22 protein-coding genes are annotated in these 23,257 nt (G+C 63.8%); 5 read left to right on the plus strand and 17 right to left on the minus strand.

Annotated features, from left to right (window positions below):
• Window position 1 precedes the first annotated feature (1 nt).
• Together FHR27_RS18435 and FHR27_RS18440 are read right to left on the minus strand one after the other, a co-directional pair.
• Window positions 2–952 (minus strand): SctD/MshK family protein, encoded by a 951-nt coding sequence (locus tag FHR27_RS18435; protein WP_179539243.1) that lies wholly within the window; start codon window positions 950–952, stop codon window positions 2–4.
• Between the two features lie 159 nt (window positions 953–1,111).
• Window positions 1,112–1,273, minus strand: coding sequence for a hypothetical protein (locus FHR27_RS18440; protein WP_179539244.1), 162 nt, complete (start codon window positions 1,271–1,273; stop codon window positions 1,112–1,114).
• Between the two features lie 252 nt (window positions 1,274–1,525).
• Between FHR27_RS18440 and FHR27_RS18445 the strand changes: the two genes are divergently transcribed.
• Window positions 1,526–2,005, plus strand: a complete 480-nt coding sequence (locus tag FHR27_RS18445; protein WP_042556765.1) for a MarR family winged helix-turn-helix transcriptional regulator — start codon at window positions 1,526–1,528, stop codon at window positions 2,003–2,005.
• Window positions 2,006–2,068: 63 nt separating this feature from the next.
• On the opposite strand, the gene FHR27_RS18450 is transcribed toward FHR27_RS18445, so the two are convergent.
• The 7 genes from FHR27_RS18450 to mhpT form a co-directional block, all read right to left on the minus strand.
• On the minus strand, window positions 2,069–3,811 hold the full coding sequence (locus FHR27_RS18450) for an acyl-CoA dehydrogenase (RefSeq protein ID WP_179539245.1): 1,743 nt from the start codon (window positions 3,809–3,811) through the stop codon (window positions 2,069–2,071).
• Between the two features lie 30 nt (window positions 3,812–3,841).
• Window positions 3,842–5,080, minus strand: coding sequence for a thiolase family protein (locus tag FHR27_RS18455; protein WP_179539246.1), 1,239 nt, complete (start codon window positions 5,078–5,080; stop codon window positions 3,842–3,844).
• A complete protein-coding gene (locus tag FHR27_RS18460; protein WP_179539247.1) occupies window positions 5,077–6,948 on the minus strand; it encodes a feruloyl-CoA synthase in 1,872 nt (623 codons plus the stop codon). The genes FHR27_RS18455 and FHR27_RS18460 overlap by 4 nt, the downstream gene beginning before the upstream one ends.
• A 114-nt stretch (window positions 6,949–7,062) precedes the next feature.
• The gene (locus tag FHR27_RS18465) at window positions 7,063–8,511 is read right to left on the minus strand and encodes an aldehyde dehydrogenase (RefSeq protein WP_179539248.1); all 1,449 of its coding nucleotides are present in this window, start codon (window positions 8,509–8,511) and stop codon (window positions 7,063–7,065) included.
• A gap of 91 nt (window positions 8,512–8,602) precedes the next feature.
• Complete coding sequence (locus FHR27_RS18470; RefSeq protein WP_042556760.1) at window positions 8,603–9,433, minus strand: p-hydroxycinnamoyl CoA hydratase/lyase; 831 nt, start codon at window positions 9,431–9,433, stop codon at window positions 8,603–8,605.
• Between the two features lie 407 nt (window positions 9,434–9,840).
• Window positions 9,841–10,380, minus strand: coding sequence for a DUF3237 domain-containing protein (locus FHR27_RS18475; protein ID WP_042556759.1), 540 nt, complete (start codon window positions 10,378–10,380; stop codon window positions 9,841–9,843).
• A gap of 13 nt (window positions 10,381–10,393) precedes the next feature.
• Entirely contained in the window at window positions 10,394–11,611 is a 1,218-nt protein-coding gene (mhpT, locus tag FHR27_RS18480) for a 3-(3-hydroxy-phenyl)propionate transporter MhpT (RefSeq protein ID WP_179539249.1), read from the minus strand.
• Window positions 11,612–11,975: 364 nt separating this feature from the next.
• Here mhpT and FHR27_RS18485 point away from each other — a divergent pair, with 364 nt between their 5' ends.
• Window positions 11,976–13,295 (plus strand): OprD family porin, encoded by a 1,320-nt coding sequence (locus FHR27_RS18485; RefSeq protein ID WP_179539250.1) that lies wholly within the window; start codon window positions 11,976–11,978, stop codon window positions 13,293–13,295.
• 142 nt (window positions 13,296–13,437) lie between these two features.
• On the opposite strand, the gene FHR27_RS18490 is transcribed toward FHR27_RS18485, so the two are convergent.
• The 4 genes from FHR27_RS18490 to FHR27_RS18505 form a co-directional block, all read right to left on the minus strand.
• Window positions 13,438–14,115 (minus strand): hypothetical protein, encoded by a 678-nt coding sequence (locus tag FHR27_RS18490; protein ID WP_042556757.1) that lies wholly within the window; start codon window positions 14,113–14,115, stop codon window positions 13,438–13,440.
• A gap of 80 nt (window positions 14,116–14,195) precedes the next feature.
• Window positions 14,196–14,402, minus strand: a complete 207-nt coding sequence (locus FHR27_RS18495; RefSeq protein ID WP_042556756.1) for a helix-turn-helix domain-containing protein — start codon at window positions 14,400–14,402, stop codon at window positions 14,196–14,198.
• 9 nt (window positions 14,403–14,411) lie between these two features.
• Window positions 14,412–15,023 (minus strand): hypothetical protein, encoded by a 612-nt coding sequence (locus tag FHR27_RS18500; RefSeq protein ID WP_042556755.1) that lies wholly within the window; start codon window positions 15,021–15,023, stop codon window positions 14,412–14,414.
• A gap of 389 nt (window positions 15,024–15,412) precedes the next feature.
• Complete coding sequence (locus FHR27_RS18505) at window positions 15,413–16,741, minus strand: MFS transporter (RefSeq protein WP_042556754.1); 1,329 nt, start codon at window positions 16,739–16,741, stop codon at window positions 15,413–15,415.
• 395 nt (window positions 16,742–17,136) lie between these two features.
• On the opposite strand from FHR27_RS18505, the gene FHR27_RS18510 reads away from it, so the two are divergent.
• Entirely contained in the window at window positions 17,137–18,201 is a 1,065-nt protein-coding gene (locus FHR27_RS18510) for an aromatic ring-hydroxylating oxygenase subunit alpha (protein ID WP_179539251.1), read from the plus strand.
• A gap of 68 nt (window positions 18,202–18,269) precedes the next feature.
• Entirely contained in the window at window positions 18,270–19,217 is a 948-nt protein-coding gene (locus tag FHR27_RS18515; RefSeq protein WP_042556752.1) for a PDR/VanB family oxidoreductase, read from the plus strand.
• A 204-nt stretch (window positions 19,218–19,421) separates the two neighbouring features.
• Here FHR27_RS18515 and FHR27_RS18520 read toward each other — a convergent pair whose 3' ends face one another.
• From FHR27_RS18520 to FHR27_RS18535, 4 genes are read right to left on the minus strand one after another with little or no spacing between them, the layout of a single operon-like run.
• On the minus strand, window positions 19,422–19,883 hold the full coding sequence (locus FHR27_RS18520; protein WP_179539252.1) for a GNAT family N-acetyltransferase: 462 nt from the start codon (window positions 19,881–19,883) through the stop codon (window positions 19,422–19,424).
• Window positions 19,876–20,589, minus strand: a complete 714-nt coding sequence (locus FHR27_RS18525) for a GntR family transcriptional regulator (RefSeq protein ID WP_179539253.1) — start codon at window positions 20,587–20,589, stop codon at window positions 19,876–19,878. The genes FHR27_RS18520 and FHR27_RS18525 overlap by 8 nt, the downstream gene beginning before the upstream one ends.
• A 31-nt stretch (window positions 20,590–20,620) precedes the next feature.
• Window positions 20,621–21,007 carry a DUF4345 domain-containing protein gene (locus FHR27_RS18530; protein WP_179539254.1) on the minus strand — a complete coding sequence of 129 codons (387 nt, stop codon included), beginning with the start codon at window positions 21,005–21,007 and terminating at the stop codon, window positions 20,621–20,623.
• A gap of 36 nt (window positions 21,008–21,043) precedes the next feature.
• Window positions 21,044–21,910, minus strand: a complete 867-nt coding sequence (locus FHR27_RS18535; RefSeq protein ID WP_042556749.1) for a helix-turn-helix domain-containing protein — start codon at window positions 21,908–21,910, stop codon at window positions 21,044–21,046.
• Window positions 21,911–22,053: 143 nt separating this feature from the next.
• Between FHR27_RS18535 and pobA the strand changes: the two genes are divergently transcribed.
• Window positions 22,054–23,238, plus strand: coding sequence for a 4-hydroxybenzoate 3-monooxygenase (gene pobA, locus FHR27_RS18540; protein WP_179539255.1), 1,185 nt, complete (start codon window positions 22,054–22,056; stop codon window positions 23,236–23,238).
• The last annotated feature ends 19 nt before the right edge of the window (window positions 23,239–23,257 follow it).

Here is a 23,257-nt window from a genome sequence, read left to right on the forward strand (position 1 = left end):
GCTAGCCCTCAGGCACTGGCGAAGGTCCGAGCGTGAGGGCGAAACGCTCGTCACCGAGCGCCAGCACCACCTGGCCATCCTCGATACGCTCGAGCTTCCAGCCACCTTCGAGGGGGGCACCGGGGTACAGGCGCGCACCTGATGCGTTGATCACGTAGGGGTTGTCGCCGAACCACACGGCCTGAAAATTGACCCGGGGGCGGGCGGCGTTTTCGCGCACGCTGACATCACCGCGCAGTACGTATTGGCGGCCGTAACGGCCATCGAAGTACTGCTGCAGGGCCAGCCAGTCCTGCTCCTGACCAGGCTCCACGGTGCCGCTGACGCGCAACTGCCCGGCACTGGCGTCCAGTTTGAGGTTGTTCAGCCCGGCGGCCTTGGCCTGGCTGGCCAGGTCGGCGCGGGCCAGTTGCAATGACGCGGCCCTGGGCACTTGCGCTGGCTGCTCCTCGGCGATCGTCAGCCGCTGCAGCGACTCGGGTTCCGCGGCGTACATCGGGGAGTCGCGCAGCATCGCCAGGGCGCCCGCGCAGATGAACATGAACAGCGCGGCGATGGCCCATTGCGCCTTGCCGTACCACACGGGGTTGGCAGCCGTGCCACGCTGCGGCATGGCGAGACGCAGGGTGGCGTCGCCGACGCGGATATCCACAGGCAGTCGACCGCGGTAGCCGTGCCCGCGCGCGATCATGGTTTCACGCCCGCCGCGGATCACCCGTACGTCGCCGCCGGTGGCCTCCACGCCGACGTGGCGGGCACTGAAGCGCAGGGTCAGGTGACGCTCCGCAACCCCGGCGTCACGCAGCATCAGGTTCGCCGCAGCGCCACTGCCGATGCTGTACACCGCTTCATCGAGCGGCAGGGAAACGCCACGGTGGATGCCGGCGGTCACATCCAGACGGGGCAGGTCGCCGCTGTTCGGCAGGACGGAACTAGAGGCTATCGCAGTCATATGACTCACCGGGTTCGCGGCTCGCGCCTGGGCTCAGGGATTGCACTATCGAACGACGCATCGGGCCAGAACGGCTCGACCACGCACTCGATGGAAAAGATGCCGATAACGGCGCAGACACAGGTTGCAGGCGACGCCGAGCGCCGCCTGCAGCCCGGGTCAGTTCTGCGGACGCTGCTTGGTCGCGTCGAGCTCGGCTTTCTTGGCCGTGGTGATCTCGGTGATCTTGGCGGACTTCTCGATCGCCATATCGAATACTGCGGACATCTTGTCGATGGCGGCGTCTGAGTTGCCACTGTTTACTGCAGGAGTCTCAGCCATGGGATATCTCCGAACGGTTCTAAGGGTAATTGGCGGCACCACCAGCGGTGATGGCCGGTTTCAGGAAAACCACCTCGGTGAGCGGGCTTTCCTGCAACGACTCGAAGACTAGGGAGGGATGACCAAGCGGTGTTGTTAAAGGTTGTTAAAGCTTGTTGAGCAGCGCTTAACGAATGTGCAGAACCGCGCCACTGGCCAGCTGCAGCACGAGCATGCAAAATGCTTAACACGCTTAACCGAAGAAGAGCCCCCATGAGCAGCCCCTCCAGTCAGATCGATACCGCTCCAGGCACCTCGCACGGGGCCGATGCCCTCAGCGACAACTGGCTGGACACGCTGGTCGGCTACGCCCTGCGCCGCGCCCAGTTGAAAGTGTTCCAGCATCTGGTGGGCAATCTCGCCGAACATGACCTGCGCCCTGCACAATTCACCGCCATGGTGATCATCGACAACGAGCCCGGCCTCATGCAGGCGGATCTGGCCCGCCAGCTTGCCATCGAACCGCCGCAACTGGTGCCTCTGCTCAACAAGCTGGAAACCCGCGGCCTGGCGCAGCGCGTACGGGGCGTGCAGGACAAGCGCGCCTACGGGGTGTTCCTCACCAAGGCCGGGCTGACCCTGCTGGAGCAGCTCAAGGCCGTCGCCGTGGCCAGCGACGATGCCGCCACCGCCGCCCTCGACGAAGATGAGCGCGTGCAATTGCTGCACCTGCTGCGCAAGGTCAATGGCTAAGCGCAGCGTCGAGCGACAAGGCTCGCGTTGCCTGTCGACGCGCTGCAGGTGCTTGCACCTGGCTCAGTGCAGAAAGGCCAACGGCGCACGGGCGGCCTCGATTCGCGCGATACGCAGGTCGATTTCCGGCAACAGATAGCTGAAGAAGAACGCCGCGCTATCGAGCTTTTCCTGATACCCCTCATCCTCCGTCAGCAGCGTGCGCGCCAGGCGTGCCGAGCGCGCCCAGGCATGGGCCAGCAGTGCCCAGCCCATCAGATGGAGAAAGTCACCGGCGATCCGGTAGGGATATTCAGCGTCGCCCTCGACGCCTTCACGGATCCGTAGCAAGACCCCGCGCAGCGTGCTGCACAGGTCACTCAACAGCCCGGCGTACGCACCGCCAGCGGCACTCTCCTCGTCGAACAGCGCGAGCAGTTCGGTGAAGGCCAGGCCCTGATCGGCGAGCACCTTGCGCAGCAGCAGATCGTTGGCCTGAATCTCGTTGCTGCCTTCGTAGATCATGGCGATACGGCTATCGCGCAGGGTCTGCTCGACGGCGTACTCGCCGATGTAGCCGTAACCACCGAAGACCTGCAGCGCCTCGCTGGCCAGGTGAAAGCCCTGATCGGTGAAGAATGCCTTGATGACTGGCGTCAGCAGACCCGCCAGGCGCTGAGCCTGCTGGCGCGTCGGCTCGGCGACGGCGTGCTCGGCCTGGTCCAGCAGATGCGCCCCCCAGTAACCGATGACCCGCAGACCCTGGCTGACCGTGCGCAGGCGCAGCAGGGCCAGACGCATGGCCGGGTGGTAATGGATCGGGTCGGCGCCAGCAGCAGCAGCCACCCCGGCAGGGCGCGCCGGTGCCCGCATCTGCTGACGCTGACGGGCGTAATCCGCGGCGTTCTGCCAGGCGGCCTCGGCATGCCCAAGGCCCTGCAGACCGACGTGCAGGCGCGCCGAGTTCATCATCACGAAGATCGCCGCCAGCCCGCGATGCGCCTCACCGATCAACCACCCCTGGGCGCCGTCGAAATTCAGCGAACAGGTGGCGCTGCCCTTGATGCCCATCTTGTGCTCGATGCCGTCACAACGCAGGGCATTGCGCTGGCCATCCTTCAGGTACTTGGGCACCAGAAACAGCGAAATGCCTCGGCTGCCGGCTGGCGCATCCGGCAGCCGGGCCAGCACCAGATGCAGGATATCGTCGGTCAGGTCGTGCTCGCCGCCGGAGATGAACAGCTTGCTGCCGGTGATCCGGTAACTGCCATCCGCATGGGCTTCGGCTCGGCAACGCAGCAAGCCGACATCGCTGCCGGCCTGCGGCTCGGTCAGGCACATGGTCGGCAGCGCCTGCCCGGATACGACGGCTTCCAGGTAGCGTGCCTTGATGCCCTCCGGCGCGTGGGCCTGCAGACACAGGTAGGCACCATGGGCGATGCCGGTGTACATGGCCCAGGCGTGGTTGCTGGCGTAGAGCATTTCCTGCAGCGCTGCGTCGAGCAACTGCGGCAAGCCCTGGCCACCATGGGCGGGGTCACAGGCCAGCGCCGGCCAACCGCCCTCCACGAATGCGCGGTAGGCGTCCGCGAATCCCTCGGGCGTGCTCACCTCGCCATCGTGCCAGCGGCAACCCTGACGATCGCCGCTGCCGTTCAGGGGCGCCAGCACGCCTGAACTGAAGCGCCCGGCTTCCTCCAGCACCTGCAGCGCCAACGGCAGATCGACGTCAGCGAAAGACGGCAGCTCGGCCCAGGCCGCAGGTGCCTGCAGCCAGTGTTCGAGAACGAATTGCATATCGCGCAGAGGCGCTTGGTAATGCCACATGAAGCACCTCGCAAAGTACCGGTTGAAGCCTCAAGGCCGATAGCCTGGGTTCTCGATCAGCAGCGCCATGCCCTGTCCACCACCAATGCAGGCAGCGGCGATGCCGTAACGTAGATTGGCGTCGCGCAGCTGCCGTGCCAGGGTCATCACCAAACGCAGGCCGGTAGCGGCCAGTGGGTGGCCAAGAGCGATGGAGCCGCCGCGTTGATTCAGACGCGAAGGATCCAGCTCCAGCACCTGACTGACCGCTAGTACCTGGGCGCCCTGAGCCTCGTTGATTTCCAGCAGACCGATCTCATCGAGCCTCAGGCCGCTGCGCTTCAGCAATAGCTGGATGGCGGGCGCGGGGCCGATGCCCATGCTCTCCGGCGCCACGCCGATCACGCTGGCAGCGCGCAGCAGCGCCAGAGGCGAGCGCGTGCAGTCGCACGCGCGGCCGACCAGGGCCGCCGCCGCGCCATCGACCACCGCGCAGCTGTTGCCAGCGGTCTGCACACCGCTGGGATGAATGGCGTTCAAGCGGGCCAGCGCCTCGGCATCGGTAGGCCGTGGATGACTATCCTGCGCCACGTCGGCAACCCGCCTGGGCAGTTGAATGCCGCGCGTCTGATAGCCATCCAGTTCAAAGCGCTCATTGCCGACGGCGACGATCTCTTCGGCCAGCCAGCCACCGTCGCGAGCCTGCAGGGCTCGCTGGTGACTGCTCAGCGCATAGGCATCCACCTGCTCGCGGCTGATGCCATAGTCATGGGCCAGGCGTTCTGCGGTGGCGATCATGTCCACGCCCGGGGCCGGGTCGTAAAGGGCCTCCCAGAGGAAATCCTTGAACTCCACTGCTGCGCCAAGGCGAAACCCTGCGCGGTGTGCATAGGCGACGATGGGGTTGCGCGACATGGACTCGGCGCCCACGCACAGTGCCAGTTGCACACCGTCACGCAACTGCGTGCCGGCCTGGCGCAACAGCTCCAGGCCGGTGCCGCAGATCCGCTGCAAGGCCAGAGCAGGCACCTGTCGTGGCACGCCACTGTAGAGGCCGACATGCCTTGGCAGCAGGTAGGCGTCGAAACTGGCCTGGGCCATGCAGCCGGCCAGCACGCTGTCTACCGCGCCTGGCTCGAGACCTGCTCGTGCCAGCACGGCGCGCCCGACCTTGATGCCCAGATCGATGGGCGAGACCTGGGCCAGCGCCCCATTGAGGTCGACCCAGGGCGTGCGCACCGCCTCGATGATCGCGACATCGTCGAAGCCCGTGAACTGCCCGCCGTTCACGAACCCGTCTCGGCCCGCAGGATCGAATCGTCCTGCCCGCGATACAGCGCTTCGACCTTATCGGCACGCCACTGCAATACGGCACGTTGGTTGAGCGAGCCCTTGTCGGTGATCTCGCCACGGTCGATGGAAGGCGCCTGGTCCATCAGCGCGAGCCACTCCAGACGTGTGGCATTACCGGTCGCTTCACGGTTGAGACGCTGCAGCCAGCCGGCGAACCAGTCGCGCACCCCGGCACTGGACAGCACCTCGGCATCGCTGGCAACGGCATCCAGCCCGGCCAGCTGCCGGCACTCGTGCAGGCGCGGGAACACCAGCAGCCCCAGGCATTCGCGATCCGGCGCGGCGACCACCACGTCCTGCACGTAGGGCGAGCCTTCGAGCACTGCGCGGTTACGCAACGGGCCGACGCTGACGAACACCCCGGAAGACAGCTTGAAGTCTTCGGCGATACGCCCGTCGAACATCAGGCCGAGCTGCGGATCTGCCGGATCGGCCAGCTTGAGGGCGTCACCGGAACAGTAGAACCCTTCCTCGTCGAACACCTCCTCGCTCTGCTGCGGAGCACGCCAGTAGCCGGGCATGATGTGCGGCCCGCGGAAACGACCTTCCAGCTTGCCGTCAGCCGGTACCAGACGCACTTCACAGCCCGGCGCCGGCAGGCCGATGTAGCCGGCCATGGACAGCGGTCCGGTGGTGAAGGTGCAGGACGGCGCGGCCTCGGTCATGCCCAGCCCGGCCATCATGCGGATACGTTCGCCACAGTGCTGCTCGGCGACCCGATCGAGGCGGTCCCAGACACTCTGCGACAGCCCGGCAGCGGCGAAGAAGAACAGTTTGATGCGGGCGAAGAAGGTCTCGCGCAGGGCGGCGTCCTGTTCCAGTGCACTGACCAGCTCTTCCCAGCCCTTGGGTACGGTGAGGTAGGCAGTGGGCGAAATCTCTCGCAGGTTGCGCAGGGTTTCGGCCATGCCCTGGGGCGTGGGCTTGCCTTCGTCGAGGTAGAAGGTGCCGCCGTTGTAGAGCACGATACCCAGGTTATGGCTGCCACCGAAGGTGTGGTTCCAGGGTAGCCAGTCGACCAGTATCGGTGGCTCTTCGCCGAACACCGGAAAGGTCTGCAGGAGCATCTGCTGATTGGCGCAGAGCATGCGCTGGGTGGTGACCACCGCCTTGGGCAGCTTGGTCGAACCGGAGGTGAAGAGAAACTTGGCGATGCTGTCCGGCCCGGTGGCCGCGAATGCCGCCTCGGCTTCGGCACCACCTGGCTGTTCCAGCAGGCTGGCGAAGGGGAGGCAATGCCGGCCGTGGACTTCACCGCGTACGGCAATCACCGGCACATCGCCTGGGATCACCGCTTCGATGGCGCGCTGGAACGGCTGGCTATCGGCGACGAACACCAGCCCGGGGCGCAGCAGATCGCAGACGTGGCGCAGCTTGGCGTAGTCCTGGGAGAGCAGCGAGTAGGCCGGCGATACCGGGCAATAGGGGATGCCCGCGTACATCGCGCCGAGGGCGATCTGCAGATGTTCCAGGCCATTGCCGGAGAGGATCGCCAGCGGCCGTTCGGCGCTCAGGCCGAAGCCCAGCAGGCTTTGCGCGATGGCGCGCACCTGGCCGAGCATCTGTGCATAGCTGGTGTGCTGCCAGGCACCCGCACTGTCGCGCACGGCCAGGAAGGTCTGCTGCGGGCGCACCTCGGCCCAGTGCAGCAGACGATCGAGCAGGCGCTCGGGTAGCGGCGCCAACGGCTCCAGCGAACGCATGTGGAGAATGCCCTTGCGCTCACTGACTTCCACGGCCGGATGGCCGATGGAAACCTGGCGATAACGCGGTCTGATATCGGAGTTCACCTTGCGTTTCTCCATTTGGGCGGATCGGTCCGCCACTGTTGTTCTTGTTTTCTTCTGTCGCGCCGCCGCCCCGCTGAAAGGACGGCAGGCAGACGCAGCCAGGCAGGTACGGTATTGGACCGGCCGCGGCTAAATGGGATAGTGCCGCGGGCCGTTCTGCAGGGTGACCCAGCGCAGTTGGGTGAACTGCTCGATCGCCGATCTGCCGCCGAAGCTGCCGTAGCCGCTGGACTTGACGCCACCGAAAGGCATTTGCGCCTCGTCGTGCACGGTCGGCCCATTGATGTGGCAGATGCCCGACTCGACGCGCTGCGCCAGCGCCAGCGCACGGCCGGTGTCACGGCTGAAGATCGCTGCCGACAGCCCGAACTCGGAGTCGTTGGCCAGGCGCAGCAGGTCCTCGTCGCCGTCACCGCGTAGCACCACGGCAACCGGGCCAAAGGACTCTTCGGCATACAGACGCATCGCCGGGGTCACCCCGTCGAGCAGCGTGGCCTGCATGATGCTGCCTTCGACCTGACCGCCCGCGACCAGGCGCGCGCCCTTGCTGACGGCATCGTCGACCAATGCCTTGATACGCTCGCCTGCCGACACGTCGACCAGCGAACCCAGCACCGAAGCGCTGTCGGCCGGGTCACCGGCACGCAAGGTGGCGATCTTCTCGGCCAGCTTGGCCACGAAGGCATCGGCAACCCGGGCATCCACCAGCAGCCGTTCGGTGGACATGCAGATCTGCCCCTGGTTGAAGTAGGCACCGAACGCCGCGGCGTCGACGGCGGCATCCAGATCGGCGTCATCGAGCACCAGCAAGGGAGCCTTGCCACCGAGTTCCAGCAGTGCCGGCTTGAGGTGACGTGCCGAGAGCTCACCGACGATGCGCCCGACCTTGGTCGAGCCGGTGAAGTTGACCCGTCGCACCGCCGGGTTGGCGATCAGCCGCTCGACGATCGCCGCGGCATCGGCCGGCGCGTTGCTGATCACGTTGACCACGCCATCACCCAGGCCGGCATCCTGCAGCACCTGGCCGATCAGCCGATGCACCGCCGGGCTCAGCTCGGATGCCTTGAGCACCACGGTATTGCCGCAAGCCAACGGCATGGCGATGGCGCGGGTGGCGAGAATCACCGGCGCGTTCCAGGGCGCGATGCCAAGCACCACGCCACAGGGTTGCCGCAAGGCCATGGCGAAACTGCCGGGGACGTCGGAGGGAATCACCTCGCCGTTGATCTGCGTGGTCAGCGACGCCGCCTCGCGCAGCATGTTGGACGCCAGGTGCACGTTGAAACCGTACCAGTTGGCCATCGCCCCGGTTTCCCCGGCGGCGGCGATGAACTCGCCGGCCCGTGCCTGCATCTGCTCGGCCGCCTTGAGCAGGCGTGTACGCCGCTCGTTGGGGGCCAGCGCAGCCCAGGCGGGAAAGGCAGCCTGGGCCGCGGCAACCGCCGCGTCGGCATCCTCCAGCGTGGCGGCAGCGACACGCGAAACCAGGTCACCGGTCACCGGGTTGCGGCGCTCGAAGGTTCGTCCATCACCGGCGGGGCACGATTGGCCGCCGATCAGCAGGGGCACGTCCAGCATGATGATTCCTCTTATTGTCTTTATCGGGAGCTGCCTGTGTCGGCAACACTGCGGCGCTGTCGCCAGCGCCACATGAAGCAAGGCACAGCGATCAGCGCTTGTAGGCCTGCAGGCCGGGCTTGATGCTCTTGTCGTCGAGGAACTGCTTCATGCCCTGCTCGCGGCCACCCTCCTCGTCGAGCAGACGCGACTGATCGAGCTTGGCGTACAGGTAATCTTCGTTCTGCTCCCAGGTCAGCTCGCGGCAGCGCTTGAAGCCATGCTTGGCCGCGCGCAGCACCACCGGGTTCTTCTCCAGCAGGTTGCGCGCCAGCTCCAGGGTGGTTTCACGCAGTTGCGCCAGAGGCACGCTCTCGTTGACCAGCCCCATCTCGGCGGCTTTCTGACCACCGAAGGTCTTGCCGGTCATGATGTAGTACAGCGACTGACGATGGCCCACGGTGTCGGCCATCGCCTTGCTCACCAGATTGCCCGGCGGGATGCCCCAGTTGATCTCCGACAGACCGAAGGTGGCTTCGTCGGCGCAGATCGCCAGGTCACAGGCCACCAGCGGGCTGAAACCGCCTCCGAAGCACCAGCCATTGACCATGGCGATGGTCGGCTTGGCGTAAAAGCGCAGCAGGCGCCATTGCCATTGCGAGGCTTCGCGACGGATCTTCTCCTGAAGGATTTCCGGGCCAGCGTCCACTTCGCGGAAGTATTCCTTGAGGTCCATGCCCGCGGTCCAGGACTCGCCGGCACCGGTAAGCACCAGCACGCGAGCCTCGGCATCCTGTTCCAGCACCTCGAGAATCTCGACCATCTCGCGATTGAGGGTCGGGCTCATGGCGTTGCGTTTTTCAGGACGATTGAGGGTGACCCAGGCGATGCCTTCTTCGACATCGACCTTGACGGTTTGCCAGCGGCCTTCGTACTTGCTCATCGAATTGCTCTCTTGTTGTCTGTTGTCGATGAGCAGAAGCTAGCCCTGAAAAATAGTTATGTCAATTAACCATTAATCAAAATCATCATTTCCTTGGCGACCGTATAAATGCACGCTGTAAACGACACAGGCCGCCCTTTATAACCTCGACCCGTGCACATCGCCGCTTCGGTATAGCGAAAGGCTTACACGACAGTGCGCCGGTTGGCTCTGGTGACAACCCAGGCGGCGCCGTAATCTATGCCCATACCTGCAGCACAGGACGTGCTCAGGGTCATGGACGACATGACCATAGCCAGGATGGCGCGCCGACAGGATGTTGGCATTGGTCAGTAAAAGCCCGCTTCGGCGGGTTTTTTATTGCCTGTGGAAAAGTGCGGCGACCATAGGGCCACCGCGCCTTTCACTCACTTCACCAGAAAGGCGTCATAGACCACGGCCTTCTGCAGGCGCATGGCACTGCCTACGCCGACCATGCCGTTGAGCCAGCTGTAATTAGGATCACTGGTTTCGAACTGCAGAGTCACCCGGAAGTAGTACTGCGACGGATCCACCGGCTCGCCTCTGGCGACCTTGCGCAGTACCTCGGCTGGCCCATGGCGATAGCCTTTGGTCTGCAGATAGAGCAGCGCGCCATCATCGGTCTGCAGCAGGTAACGGGTATCGATGATGGCCAGGCCATTGCTGTCGACCAGTTGCCAGTCCGCGCCGTTGTCGAGGATCTTGCCCTTGAAGCCGGGCCCCTCGAAATGACCGCTGGTGATCGGGATGATTCGCCGCTGGCCCTGGGGGCCGACGGCGCCCAGCTCCCAGACCGGCGCCTCCAGATTCACGGTGAAACGCGCCAGGGGTTCGAGCTTTATCGGCGGCGGTGCATTCACATCGGCGCAGGCCAGGCCGCCTGCCAGGCTCAGGATGATTGCCAGTACAGCTGTCAGTCTTTTCATCGGCACGGCCCTCTCAGTGGGAAGTCGGCGAAACCACGGGCGCATCGGCAGCTCGTCGACGACTCATGCCGAGCACCACCAGCGCGGCGATCACCAGCCCGGGCGAGGCGGCCAGCAATACGCCGGCTGTACCGGCACCTGCTGCCAGGATCTGCCCGGCAGCCAACGGCCCGGATACCGAACCCAGACGACCTATGGCCACCGCAGCGCCAACACCGGTAGCGCGCACCGAGGTCGGATAGGTGGGCGGAGCCAGTGCGTAGAGCACCAGTTGTGCGGCAATGACAAACAGCCCGGCGGCGAACCCGGCGATCGCCATGGCCAGCATGCCCGAGGCCAGCCCCAGGCCGGCCAGGGATGCCAGCACGCCGCCATAGACGAACAGGACCACACCAGTGCGACCACGACGATCCAGCAATACCCCGCCCAGCAGCGAACCCATAGCGCCGCCGATGTTGAACAGCATCTGGATGGTGCCGGCCTGGGACTTGCTGAAACCCTGTTCGAGCAGCAGCGAAGGCAGCCAGTTGAGCAGCATGTACATCACGGTGAGGGTGAAGAAGTAGCTGACCCACAGGGCCAGCGTTGCACCCGCACGGTTCTCGCCGAACAGCGCGTGCAGGGTGGATTCGCGAACCGGCGCCGCACTCTGGCGCTGCTCACGGAAGTCCCGGGACTCGGGCAGCAGCACCATCAGCAGGGGCGCTACCAGCAACGGCGCCACGCCGCCGACGATGAACACCGCCTGCCAGCTTTCACCACCGAGCATGCCGACCACCGCCGCGATCGCACCCCCCAGAGGAACACCGCAGTACATGATGCTGATGGCCGTACCGCGACGCCGCTCGTCGACGGCCTCGGCACACAGCGCGATCAGGTTGGGCAATGCCGCACCAAGGCCCAGGCCGGTCATGAAGCGCGCCAGCAGCAGCGCATTGACACTGCCGACATAGGCCGTCCACAGGGAAAAGATGCCGAAGATGATCACTGCACCGATCAACACTCGCTTGCGACCGATGCGATCGGCCAGCCAGCCCCCGAAGAAGGCGCCGGGCAGCAGGCCGATGATGCTGGCACTGAACATCCAGCCCATCATTTTCTGATCGAGCTCGAAGGCCTGGCGAATTCCGGCGGCAGCGATACCTGCCGACTGCAGATCCAGCCCTTCGATGAGCGCGACGATGAAACACAGCGTGACGGTCAGCGTCGAGCGACGCGATGGCGTGTCCATGGATAAACCTCGATTTTATTGTTGTTGTATCCGCCCCCGAAAACGGCCGATTACCGCCCGTGACGGGTAGTCGTTTGAAGACCCATGAAAAGATTAACAAAGATAATGAATAACGAAAGTAATCTTTATTGAATGCTGCTTCGAGCGATTACCGGATAGGAATCAGCCACTTACCCGAAGGAAACGATTAAAACTAAAAATAATTAACAATTTTAACGTTCGATTATCGATCACCGCACATTGACCGCCCGTCATTGCCTTTCCATTCTCGCCACCCAGCAGGCACGCATTCCTGCACCGGCACAGGCCCCTCCGAGAGGCTGCCGCCGCAACGCGCCAACAACAAGAATAAAAGGACAATGACATGCAGACCCATCGGGTGAACACCACCACGACTCCCCCTTCTATCCACTGGCGCTACGGCGCCCCTCTGCTGGGCATTCTGTTGGCCCCCTGGGCACTGGCTGGCAACGCCGTGGCGCAAGGGTTCATCGAAGACAGCACCGCCAAGCTGACCACACGCAACTACTACATGGACCGGGACTACAAAGATGGCGGGGCAAAATCCGCGGCCCGCGAATGGGCCCAGGGCTTCATCCTGAAGATGGAATCGGGCTACACACCTGGCGAGATCGGCTTCGGCCTGGATGTTACCGGCCTGCTGGGCGTCAAGCTGGACTCCTCGCCTGAGCGCAGCGGCACCGAGCTGCTGCCGGTATCGGCCAGCACGGGCCGCGCGGCGGACGAATATTCACGCCTGGCGCCTACGGCCAAGGTACGCGCCGGCAAGAGCGTATTGAAAGTGGGCGATGTCTCGCCGTTCCTGCCCTCTATCGTCGCCAGTCCGGCCAGGCTGCTACCGCAGTCATTCCGCGGCGCGTATCTGCAGTCCATGGAAGTCGACGACCTGACGCTGCACGCTGGCTATCTCGATCGCATCAACCGCCGCGACTCCAGCAACTACCAGGCGATGACGGTCGCCTCGCCGAACCGACGCTTCAACCCGACAGCCGAAAGCTCGCACGCGGTATTTTTCGGGGGCGACTATCAAGTCAGCCAACGCCTGAAACTGCGTGCCTACCACACCGAAGTCGCCGAACTGTATCGCCAGGAATACCTTGGTCTACTGCACGAGCTGCCCGTTGGCCCCGGCGTATTGAGCACCGATCTACGCGCTTTCGACAGCGGCGAGGACGGCAGCGCCAGGGCCGGCAAGGTCGACAACCGCAACCTGGCGGCGCAATTCGCCTACGCCATCGACGGCCATCGTTTCACGCTGGGCTACATGCACCAGAGCGGCGACAGCGCCAAACCCTACATTTCCGGCACGGAGTCGATGGTGATCAGCGAAATGGCGATGAGCTCGGACTTCGTCAATCCGAAAGAACGCACCTGGCAGGCGATCTACGATCACGACTTCGCCACTACCGGCATTCCGGGCCTGAAGACCCGCTTGCGCTATCTGCGTGGCGACAACATCGAACTGGTCGCCCTCGGCGGCAGCGACCTCAAGGAGCGGGAACTGCAGCTGGAAGTGGGCTACGTGATTCAAAGCGGCACCTTCAAGGGCGTCGGGCTCAAGGCACGTCACTCGATCTACCGCAATGATTTCCCCGCTGCCGCATCGTTTCGCGACGAGAACCAGACCCGCCTGCACATCGACTACACCCTGGCGCTCTGGTGACGGGCCTCGGCGAGAGCCAACTACCCGCGACGCGGCATGATTGGAGTCCATCATCACCAGGCCAGTCGGTGCTCGCGCATCGCTGGCCGTGGTGACCAATGATGCGCAGGATGAAGCGCTCATCCGAGACCGTGGGCCTGTGTTAGCAGCCGCGGCCTTCAGGCAACGCGACCGTTCGCTTCTGCTCGATACGTTCGTGGAAATTCAGGTACTGCAGGCCCTGCTGCACCAGAAAGGCTTCGACCTTGCCGTTCTGGCAGTTCTCGTTGTAGGCCGTAACCCGCAGCCGATACACGATTCGCCGCAGGTGCCGGTCCCAGGCCGTCAGGGTGAATGTCGAACGGGTGGTCTGACCGGTGCGCTCCGAAGTTCCCACCACGCCGTAGTGGCTTTGCGGTGTATGGGTACAGATGAGGCGTTTGTCCTTCTTCTTGCTCTTCCTGTCTTCCCGGCAGACGGTCGAGGTATGCGTCGTGACCTGCCCGTAATCGTTGGCGGTATAGCGGTAGCGGGTGCGCTTGCTGCCGACATCGAGGGTGAAGGTCAGGTCCGCCGCCGTGTCGACGGATGGACGGGTGCGATCGGTGAAGACATTGCGAAAGCCCTCCCCCTTCAATGCGCTGACCATGTCATGCAGGTAGTAGCGGGCATTGAGAGCGTTTTCATCGTCACCGTCGGCGGTGGTCACCAGTACCGCGGCATTTCGGTCGAAAGGGTAATCGGGGTCGGGGGTCGCATTGATCGCCACATCCATTTTGCTGGCGCAGCCGCTGACCAGCGCGAGCAGACATAGCAGCGCGAAGAGTCTGTATCGATTCATGTAAGTGCCATTGCGCGACGAAGAGCCGTGCCTCGTGAGTCAGGCCCCCGGCATCGCAGGGCGCCGTGATTCGAGGCGGCTCAGTCTTTCTGATACTCCAGCAGGTCACCGGGCTGGCAATCCAGCGCGGCGCAAAGCTTGGCCAGCGTTTCCATCTTCATTCCCTTGACCTTGCCATTTTTCAGCAACGACAGATTCGCCTCGGTGATTCCCAGGGTGCTGGCGAGCTCCTTCGAGCGAATTTTGCGTTTGGCCATGACAACGTCAAGACGAATGATAATGGTCATTTCATTGTTCTATATGTATTGGCTCTGCTCGTCGCTGAGCACTTTGGCGTCGCGCATGATAGTGGAAAACGAACAGAGCAGTATGCCCTTGACCACCTCGGAAGCCGCGTAGGAAGACATGCCTGCCGAAACGTGAACGATGCGCTCTCCCGCGGGCAGATCGATGGACAGCGCCAGGCTCTGCAAGGTCAATGCGATGGGGAATGTGGCCGGAGAAATGATGCACAGCACGCCGATGATCCAGAGCATGCGTACGTTGCGGTCGGTCCAGGTTTCGCCTCTCGACAGGCGCAGGAAAAACACTCCGGTCAGCCACAGCATGTAGGCCACCAGCACCTGAGGCAGGGCATCGAGGACGATGATCAGTGCCGCACTCAGCGGTGAGAGCATCAACCCGGGATTGATCCATACCTCGCCAGCGTCGGTGAAAGGATCGAGCAGCGGTGATACCCCATTGGCGAAGGCGCTGAGGATGACGGTGAGCATTCCATTCCTGTCACTGACCCAGATGGCGACATAGCTGATGAACTCGATCGCGCCCATGCCCCAAGCCAGCATGGCGGCGAGTATGCCGACCCAGCGCAACCGCTTCCGGGCCAGGCCAGTGATGTGGGTATTCATACGGGTATTTCCTTATGGGGAGGTAAGTGCGCGCCGATTATTAGAAATAAATTATCGAATTACAATAATTATATTCAAATAAAGAAGGCCACCCCCATCCGCTCGATACAGCTCACCACTCATGGAGAAGGATGAGACCAGACAGGTCTCGCGTCGCGCCGATCGATGATGCAGCCCTGCGCATGCCGGACGGCAAGCTCATCTGTCGATCGGTCGAGCAGCACGCTTCTGGCTGACACCAGCATGTCGGCCGATGAAACGAGGCAGAGAGGGCCGGAATCACCAGCCCCCTTCATCGCCAAAGCCGAGAAGCCTGGCCCAAGGCGGGCCAGCGAGGGTGTGGTGATAAAAGTGGTAGCGCGAGGCATGCGCCTCGCGCTGCACGATGATCACGCTTGCGCAGGCTTCAACCCGCCGGCTTTCTGCGCGGGCAGCAGGGTCAGCAACAGGAGTGCAGCCGCCACGAACACCAGCGCGAACCAGGTGTACAGCTGCAGAGGCTGCCAACCGCCATCGAGCATGAAACCAGCTACGGTCGGCGACAGGATCGCGCCACCTCGCCCGATACCGATGGCCCAACCCACCCCGGTGGCGCGCACCGAAGCGCCATAGATCAGCGGCGAGAGCGCGTACAGGCCGGCCACGCAGCCGTTGGAAAACAGGCCGATCAGCAGTCCCATGCACAGAGCGGCCGTGAACGACGAGCCGATGCTGGTGAACACCACCAGCATCACCGCGGTGATGAGCATGAACGACGCCAGCACCCGGGCCAGGGAGAAACGTGCCGACAGCAGGCCGAGCAGCGCCGCACCGAAGATCCCGCCGATGCTCAGCAATACCCCCCCCGTTACGCCCTGCTGCACCGACAGGCCGGAAGAGGTGAGCAGCTTGGGCGTCCAGCTCATGATGAAGTAGAAGCCGAACATCACCAGGAAGAACAGTAGCCAGATAAGGAAGGTACTGCGACGCTGCTCGGGGCCGAACAGGCGTGCGAATGATCCACCTCTGCCCTGCTCCCCCGCCGGCAACGGCGGCAGTGCTGCAAGGCTCGGCTGCCCCAGGCGAACCGCCAGCGCGTTGACCCGTACCAGCGCCTTCGCTGGCCGCTTGGACAGCAGGAAATCCAGGGATTCGGGCAGCCACAGCAGCACCAGCGGAATGGCCGCGAAGGTCATCAGACCACCCGCGAAGAACACCGAACGCCAGCCCCATTGCGACAGCAACCACACCGCCAGCAGGCCGCCGAGGGTGGCGCCCAGCGCATAGCCGGTGGACTGCAGGCTGACCGCCAGACCACGCCAGCGCTTGCAGGCGTACTCGCTGGCGATCACGTTGCTGCTGGCCAGAATGCCGCCGATACCCAGACCCGTTAGGCCGCGCAGCAGCGCCAGCTGGGTGGGCGTCTGGCTCAGAGACGACAGCAGCATACCGGTGCCGGAAACCACCAGACACAGCAGGATCAGCGGGCGCCGGCCAATACGATCCGCCCAGGGCGCGATGAACAGCGAACCGGCCGCCATGCCAAGCAGACCGGCACTGAGCAGCAGGCCGATCTCGGCACCACTGAGCTGCCACTCCGCCGCCACCGACGACGCCGTGAAGGCCATTACCAGCACATCGAAGCCATCGATCATGTTGAGGACGATGCACACCCCGATGGCGACCCACTGAAAGCCGCGCATCGGCCCCTGGTCGACGACCTGCCTGAGATCGCTCATTGCGCACCTCCCGCATCGAAGGTGGAGAACGCGAGCGGGTGACGTGCGGGTGCAGGCGAGCGGAGGCTGCCCACGGCAGCGACGTCCAGAAAGGAGAAAGGATGGTTCATCAGCGCAAACCCTTGATTGTTTTTATGGGGAACAGCTGAACAGCAAACTCGCAGAAATGGATCCAACTCTCAATCCATGGAAACTGCCTGAAAAAGCCCTTGGACGGCTCTGAATCGATGCGATGCCCGAAAACCGGGTGCCAGGCCTACTTGGCTGATCTGAATATTACGTTCGATGATCGGACAGTTTGTTTTGTTAACTATTTTTCCGAACGGCCATTGACATTAGGCTGTTTAAAAATCAACCATTGGATCCAATAACACCAACAAGAATAGAGGTCACTCATGTACCCGAAAAACGCCTGGTATGTCGCATGCACCCCTGACGAGATCGCCGAAAAGCCCCTCGGCCGGCAGATCTGCGGAGAAAAGATCGTCTTCTATCGAGGCGCCGATGCGCAGGTCGTGGCACTCGAAGATTTCTGCCCGCACCGCGGAGCGCCGCTGTCGCTCGGCTATGTGGAGAACGGCAACCTGATCTGCGGCTATCACGGCCTGGAGATGGGCTGCGAAGGCAAGACCGTGGCCATGCCTGGCCAGCGCGTTCGTGGCTTCCCGGGCATCCGCCGTTTCGCTGCAGTGGAGCGCCACGGTTTCATCTGGGTGTGGACGGGCGATCAGGAACTGGCCGATCCGGCCACCATTCACCACCTGGAATGGGCGCAAAACCCAGAGTGGGCATATGGCGGCGGCCTGTTTCACATCAACTGCGATTACCGCCTGATGATCGACAACCTGATGGACCTGACCCACGAGACCTACGTGCACGCGTCGAGCATCGGCCAGAAGGAAATCGACGAGGCCCCACCCGTCACCAAGGTGGACGGCGATGAAGTGATCACCAGCCGCCATATGGAAAACATCATGGCCCCGCCTTTCTGGCGCATGGCGCTGCGTGGCAATGGCCTGGCCGAGGATGTACCGGTGGACCGCTGGCAGATCTGCCGCTTCAGCCCGCCCAGCCACGTGATGATCGAAGTCGGTGTGGCTCATGCCGGCCATGGCGGCTACGAGGCACCCACGGAGGTCAAGGCGGCCAGCGTGGTGGTGGACTTCATCACCCCAGAGAGCGATACCTCGATCTGGTACTTCTGGGGCATGGCACGCAGCTTCAAGCCCGAGGACCAGGCCCTCACCGACAGCATTCGCGAAGGGCAGGGCAAGATCTTCAGCGAGGACCTGGAGATGCTCGAACTGCAGCAGCGCAACCTGCTTTGGCAGCCCGAGCGCCAGTTGCTCAAGCTCAATATCGACGCCGGCGGCGTGCAATCGCGGCGCATCATCGAACGGCTGATCAACGAGGAACAGGCCAGCGCCGCCCAGAAGATCGACGTCCGCCAGGTCGGCTGAGACCTCGTCCGCCCGTAGCGCTCGCCACCGATGTGGGGAGCGGAGCGAATTTTCGTGAGAGAACCATCATGATCGACGTCGTCGTCAAATCCATCGAGCAGCAGGCCCAGAACATTCTCAGCTTCGACCTGGCCCGTGAAGATGATGCCCCCCTGCCGGCCTTCAGCGCGGGTGCTCACATCGACGTGCACCTTCCCGATGGGCTGATTCGCCAGTACTCGCTGTGCAACCATCCTGAAGAGCGTCATCGCTACCAGATCGCCGTATTGCAAAGCGCCGAGTCCCGCGGTGGATCCAGAGCCATGCATGGCTTGCAGCAAGGTGTCAGGCTGAGCATCAGCGAGCCGCGCAATCTGTTCCCGCTGCAGCACGATGCCAGCCGTCACCTGCTGATGGCTGGCGGCATCGGCATTACCCCGATCCTCTGCATGGCCGAACGCTTGAGCCATACCGGCGCCGACTTCACCCTGCACTACTTCGCTCGCTCGGCGCAGCAGGCCGCCTTCGTCGAACGCTTGCGGCAATCGCCGTTCGCCGACCGCGTGCACCTGCACTTCGATGAAGGCGACCCCGGTAAACGCCCGGATAGCGCAGCGCTGATCGGCACGCCGCAGGCGACAACCCATCTGTACGTGTGCGGCCCCGGCGGCTTCATGGAGCATGTGCTCGACAGCGCCCGCAACCTGGGCTGGGCAGGCGACAACCTGCACCGCGAATACTTCAGCGCCGAAACCGATGACCAGCCTCAGGAGGGCTTCGAGATTCAGTTGGCCAGCAGCGGCGATGTGCTGCAGGTACCGGTAGGGATCAGTGTGGTGGAGGTGCTGCGTGGCATCGGCGTGGAGATTCCGGTGTCCTGCGAGCAAGGCATCTGCGGCACCTGTCTGACCCGCGTCCTGGAAGGTGAGCCGGACCATCGTGACCTGTTCCTCACCGAGGACGAACAGGCCGCCAACGACCAGTTCACGCCCTGCTGCTCACGCTCGAAGAGCGCGCGGCTGGTGCTGGATATCTGATCCCTGCCGCCAGCGATGGTGGGCTGAAGCCCACCCTACAGCCCGAGCTTTCGTCAGGGTGGGCTTCAACCCACCAAATCGAATCCACGGCCTGAGCCCACGGTAGGGTGGGCTTCAGCCCACCAAATCGAATCCACGGCCTGAGCTCACGGTAGGGTGGGCTTCAGCCCACCAAGTCGAATCTCCGACAGCGTGCTGAGGCGATCAGCCATCACCGATCGGGCGGGCCATCACCAGGGTTCGCTCGTCACCTTCGACGACTTCACGTACCACGCTGTAACCGAGGGCCGAGTAGAAGCCCACGGCCGTCAGCGAAGCCGGCACCAGCAGTTGGTGAACGCCGGCATCACGCGCCACGCTTTCGACATGGTTCATCAGCGCCTTGCCCAGACCACGGCCCTGCATCTCGGGCAACACGAACACTGACCTGACCACATCGTCCGCCAGGCTCGCAGTGGCCACCACTCGGGCCTCATCGAGCGCTACGAATACCTGCCGCGAGGCCATCAGTGCACGCACGCCAGCGACGTCGAAATTATCCACCACCCGGTCGATCACTTCGGGTGGATAATCCTCGGCATTACTGAGCCGCAGGGTCTCCACGATCACCCGACTCAGCGCTTCGGCATCACCCTCGAGTGCGCGGCGAATGCAGGGTTCAGCCATGCCGCAACACGGTCATCGCCGTCTCGCTCGAATCCCCCAGTTGCACCGTGCGAGCGTAACGCAGCGTGGCGTTGGCGTGCTCGCGCATGATGCCTTCGGCGCGGGCGCCCTGGCCGTTGATCAGCGCGTCGTAGACGGCGTGATGCTGCATATGGGCGAAGCTGAAGCGCCGGTACTCGCGCGGCATGTCGTTGCCATCCACCGCCAGGGAACTGACCGAAGCGAACGGCAGATGGTCGTTGCGCGAGAGGGCCACGGCGATGGCACTGTTGCCGCTGGCTTCGATGATCGCCTGGTGAAAGCGTTTGTTGAGGTCGTGGTAGATCTCCAGCTCCTCCATCACCACATGGCCTTTCTCGAACAGGCGATCGCCTTCCACCAGGCAGGCATGCAGACGGCTACGAATGGCTTCGGACAGGCCTCGCTCGGCCGCTTGGCGCGCCGCCAGCCCCTCCAGCACGCCGCGGACCTCCACGGCGCCCGCGATATCGTCGTCGGTCACCGCGCGTACCGTGTAACCGCGGCCAGGCGCCTTGCAGAGCAAACCCTCCTGTTCGAGCGTGCGAAAGGCGATGCGCACGGGCGTACGGGAAACCTGCAACCGTTCGGCGGTAGGGATCTCGGCGATACGCTCGCCGGCCACCAGCTCGCCAGACGCGATCATCTGCCGCAACGCTGCCAGTACCCGCTGTCCGGATTTGTACATCACGCCCTCGCCCCCCTCGTAGGAAGCCCCATCATACCGCTCGCCAGCGCTGCAGTGCCCAGCCTGCCAGAGCGGCTGACACCACCTCGAACAGCGCGGCCCAGAGATTGAACGTCTGCTGCGCGCCGCCATCGAGCCACAGGCCGGCGATGCGCCCCAGCGCCAGGCTGGCGTAGACGACCAGCAGCAGGATCAGCGCCGGTCGGGTGAGGTCGCGCAGCCACAGCCCCAGGCCGAGAAAAAACGCCACGCCGATTTGCAGGGTGCCGTAATAGGCCCGCACATCGGTCACCGCAGCGGCCTCCATCAGCAGCATGCCGCTGACCGCGCCCATCTCCTGAGGGCGCAGGAAATACGCCACGCCGAATCCGGCGAGCACGAGAATCTGCACAGCGAGAAAAATACGGGCGAACAACATGGCATGACCCTCCAAGGTCAGTTGAGCATAGGCCACTCAACGCTGCTGCCGAAAGGCGCTGGGCGTCTGGCCGGTCAGGCGTTTGAAGAAGCGCGAGAAATACGCGGGCTCGGAAAACTGCAGGGCGTCGGCGATCTGGCTGAGGGTCATCGACGAATACACCAGCAGGCGCTTGGCTTCCAGCAGTTGGCGTTGATGCACCAGGGCCTGGGCGCTCTGCCCGGCGTAACGACGGGTCATGCTGTTGAGGTGCGCCGTGGTGATGCCGAGGCGCCTGGCGTACTCCTCGATCGACAGCTGCTCACGGAAATGCAGCTCCACCAAGCGTGTGAAGGCGGTCAGATGCTGCTCACCGCGCGCCGGCCGATCAGCGGCCTGGCGCACCAGCACCTGGCGCCCTAGCCAGACCGCCAGCACGCCGACCAGCGACTGCAGCAGCAGGTTGCGTGCCGGTGCGCTCTGCCCGTACTCGCCGTCGATGGCGTCGAACAGGCTATCCAGATAGCCCTGATCGCCGCCCGCCGGATACAGCGCGGGTGCGCTGAAAACCGGATGCTGCGCGCCGAGATGCACCTCCAGTTGCGCTACCAGTGGCGCGGCCAGCGTCAGCACGTAGCCGTCCACGTCATCGGAAAACTGGAAACCATGCACGCACAGCGGCGGCAAGACCTGCAGCGCGGCCTCTTCGATACGCGACTGCACGCCCTCTACCTCGATCAGCGCCCAGCCACGACGCAGATACAGCAGTTGCAGCAGATCCGGATGGCGATGGGGCTCGATCACCCAGTCATGCAGGCGGCTGCGTTTGGGAATCGACTCGCAGTGCAGCAGGTCGGGGGTCGGCCACTCCAGGGCATCGCCATACAGTTTGAATGCCGGCACGGCGATCTGCTGCTGGCTCATGGCGCCCTCCTCGAAGAAATGGCCGATAGGCGAACGGAGTTTATGAAAGTCCAAGTAAACGACGTGAATTTGCCTTATCCGCCGGCCAAGTCCAATCAAAAATACAAGCACAAAGGGTCCAAACAACAATATCGAGGACAGCCATGAAAACCTCCGTCGCCATTATCGGAGCAGGCCCATCCGGCCTGCTGCTCGGCCAGCTACTGCACAAGGCGGGCATCGACACCGTCATTCTCGAACGGCAAACGCCTGACTACGTGCTCGGCCGCATACGCGCCGGGGTGCTCGAACAGGGCATGGTGGATCTGCTGCGCGAAGCTGGCGTGGGCGCACGCATGGATCGAGAGGGGCTGGTGCATGACGGTTTCGAGCTGGCCTTCGACGGCCGTCGCGAACGCATCGATCTCAAGGGCCTGAGCGGCGGCAAGACGGTGATGATCTACGGCCAGACCGAAGTCACCCGCGACCTGATGGACGCCCGTGCAGCCAGCGGCGCAACCACTCACTATGAAGTCAGCGACGTGCGCCTGCACGACCTGAAGGACGGTTCGCCCCACGTCACCTACCGCAAGGATGGCATCGAGCAGCGCCTCGACTGCGACTACATCGCCGGCTGCGACGGCTTTCATGGCGTGTCGCGGCAATCGATTCCCGCCGAAACCCTGCAGGTGTTCGAGCGGGTCTATCCGTTCGGCTGGCTTGGCGTCCTCGCCGACACCCCGCCGGTGGCCGAGGAGCTGATCTACGCCAGCCACCCGCGCGGCTTCGCCCTGTGCAGCATGCGCTCGGCGACGCGCACCCGCTACTACGTGCAGGTGGGGCTCGAGGAGCAGGTGGAGGACTGGTCGGACGAGCGTTTCTGGGACGAGCTCAGAGCGCGCCTGCCAAGCGAAACCGCGGCCAGTCTGGTGACCGGCCCGTCCATCGAGAAAAGCATCGCCCCGCTGCGCAGCTTCGTCGTCGAGCCCATGCAGTATGGTCGCCTGTTCTTGCTCGGCGACGCGGCGCACATCGTGCCGCCGACCGGCGCCAAGGGCCTCAACCTGGCCGCCAGCGATGTCAACACGCTGTACCGCATCCTGCTCAAGGTTTACCGCGAAGGCCGTACCGAGCTGCTCGAACGCTACTCGGCGATCTGCCTGCGGCGAGTCTGGAAGGCCGAGCGGTTTTCCTGGTGGATGACCGGGCTGCTGCACAATTTTCCGGATACCGACGCCTTCACCGTGCGCATGCGCCAGACCGAACTGGATTACTTCGTCGGCTCCGAGGCGGGCCGCACCAGCATCGCCGAGAATTACGTGGGGTTGCCCTACGAAGCCATCGAATGAGGTAAATGCATCGTCGCGG

This window comes from Pseudomonas flavescens (assembly GCF_013408425.1).
Classification (GTDB): Bacteria; Pseudomonadota; Gammaproteobacteria; order Pseudomonadales; family Pseudomonadaceae; genus Aquipseudomonas; species Aquipseudomonas fulva_A.

Bases quoted from the DNA above. Each gene is read 5' to 3' on its own strand.
- FHR27_RS18435 (WP_179539243.1), bottom strand. From the start codon at position 952: ATGACTGCGATAGCCTCTAGTTCCGTCCTGCCGAACAGCGGCGACCTG.
- FHR27_RS18440 (WP_179539244.1), bottom strand. From the start codon at position 1,273: ATGGCTGAGACTCCTGCAGTAAACAGTGGCAACTCAGACGCCGCCATC.
- FHR27_RS18445 (WP_042556765.1), top strand. From the start codon at position 1,526: ATGAGCAGCCCCTCCAGTCAGATCGATACCGCTCCAGGCACCTCGCAC.
- FHR27_RS18450 (WP_179539245.1), bottom strand. From the start codon at position 3,811: ATGTGGCATTACCAAGCGCCTCTGCGCGATATGCAATTCGTTCTCGAA.
- FHR27_RS18460 (WP_179539247.1), bottom strand. From the start codon at position 6,948: ATGGAGAAACGCAAGGTGAACTCCGATATCAGACCGCGTTATCGCCAG.
- FHR27_RS18465 (WP_179539248.1), bottom strand. From the start codon at position 8,511: ATGCTGGACGTGCCCCTGCTGATCGGCGGCCAATCGTGCCCCGCCGGT.
- FHR27_RS18470 (WP_042556760.1), bottom strand. From the start codon at position 9,433: ATGAGCAAGTACGAAGGCCGCTGGCAAACCGTCAAGGTCGATGTCGAA.
- FHR27_RS18475 (WP_042556759.1), bottom strand. From the start codon at position 10,380: ATGAAAAGACTGACAGCTGTACTGGCAATCATCCTGAGCCTGGCAGGC.
- mhpT (WP_179539249.1), bottom strand. From the start codon at position 11,611: ATGGACACGCCATCGCGTCGCTCGACGCTGACCGTCACGCTGTGTTTC.
- FHR27_RS18485 (WP_179539250.1), top strand. From the start codon at position 11,976: ATGCAGACCCATCGGGTGAACACCACCACGACTCCCCCTTCTATCCAC.
- FHR27_RS18490 (WP_042556757.1), bottom strand. From the start codon at position 14,115: ATGAATCGATACAGACTCTTCGCGCTGCTATGTCTGCTCGCGCTGGTC.
- FHR27_RS18495 (WP_042556756.1), bottom strand. From the start codon at position 14,402: ATGACCATTATCATTCGTCTTGACGTTGTCATGGCCAAACGCAAAATT.
- FHR27_RS18500 (WP_042556755.1), bottom strand. From the start codon at position 15,023: ATGAATACCCACATCACTGGCCTGGCCCGGAAGCGGTTGCGCTGGGTC.
- FHR27_RS18505 (WP_042556754.1), bottom strand. From the start codon at position 16,741: ATGAGCGATCTCAGGCAGGTCGTCGACCAGGGGCCGATGCGCGGCTTT.
- FHR27_RS18510 (WP_179539251.1), top strand. From the start codon at position 17,137: ATGTACCCGAAAAACGCCTGGTATGTCGCATGCACCCCTGACGAGATC.
- FHR27_RS18515 (WP_042556752.1), top strand. From the start codon at position 18,270: ATGATCGACGTCGTCGTCAAATCCATCGAGCAGCAGGCCCAGAACATT.
- FHR27_RS18520 (WP_179539252.1), bottom strand. From the start codon at position 19,883: ATGGCTGAACCCTGCATTCGCCGCGCACTCGAGGGTGATGCCGAAGCG.
- FHR27_RS18525 (WP_179539253.1), bottom strand. From the start codon at position 20,589: ATGTACAAATCCGGACAGCGGGTACTGGCAGCGTTGCGGCAGATGATC.
- FHR27_RS18530 (WP_179539254.1), bottom strand. From the start codon at position 21,007: ATGTTGTTCGCCCGTATTTTTCTCGCTGTGCAGATTCTCGTGCTCGCC.
- FHR27_RS18535 (WP_042556749.1), bottom strand. From the start codon at position 21,910: ATGAGCCAGCAGCAGATCGCCGTGCCGGCATTCAAACTGTATGGCGAT.
- pobA (WP_179539255.1), top strand. From the start codon at position 22,054: ATGAAAACCTCCGTCGCCATTATCGGAGCAGGCCCATCCGGCCTGCTG.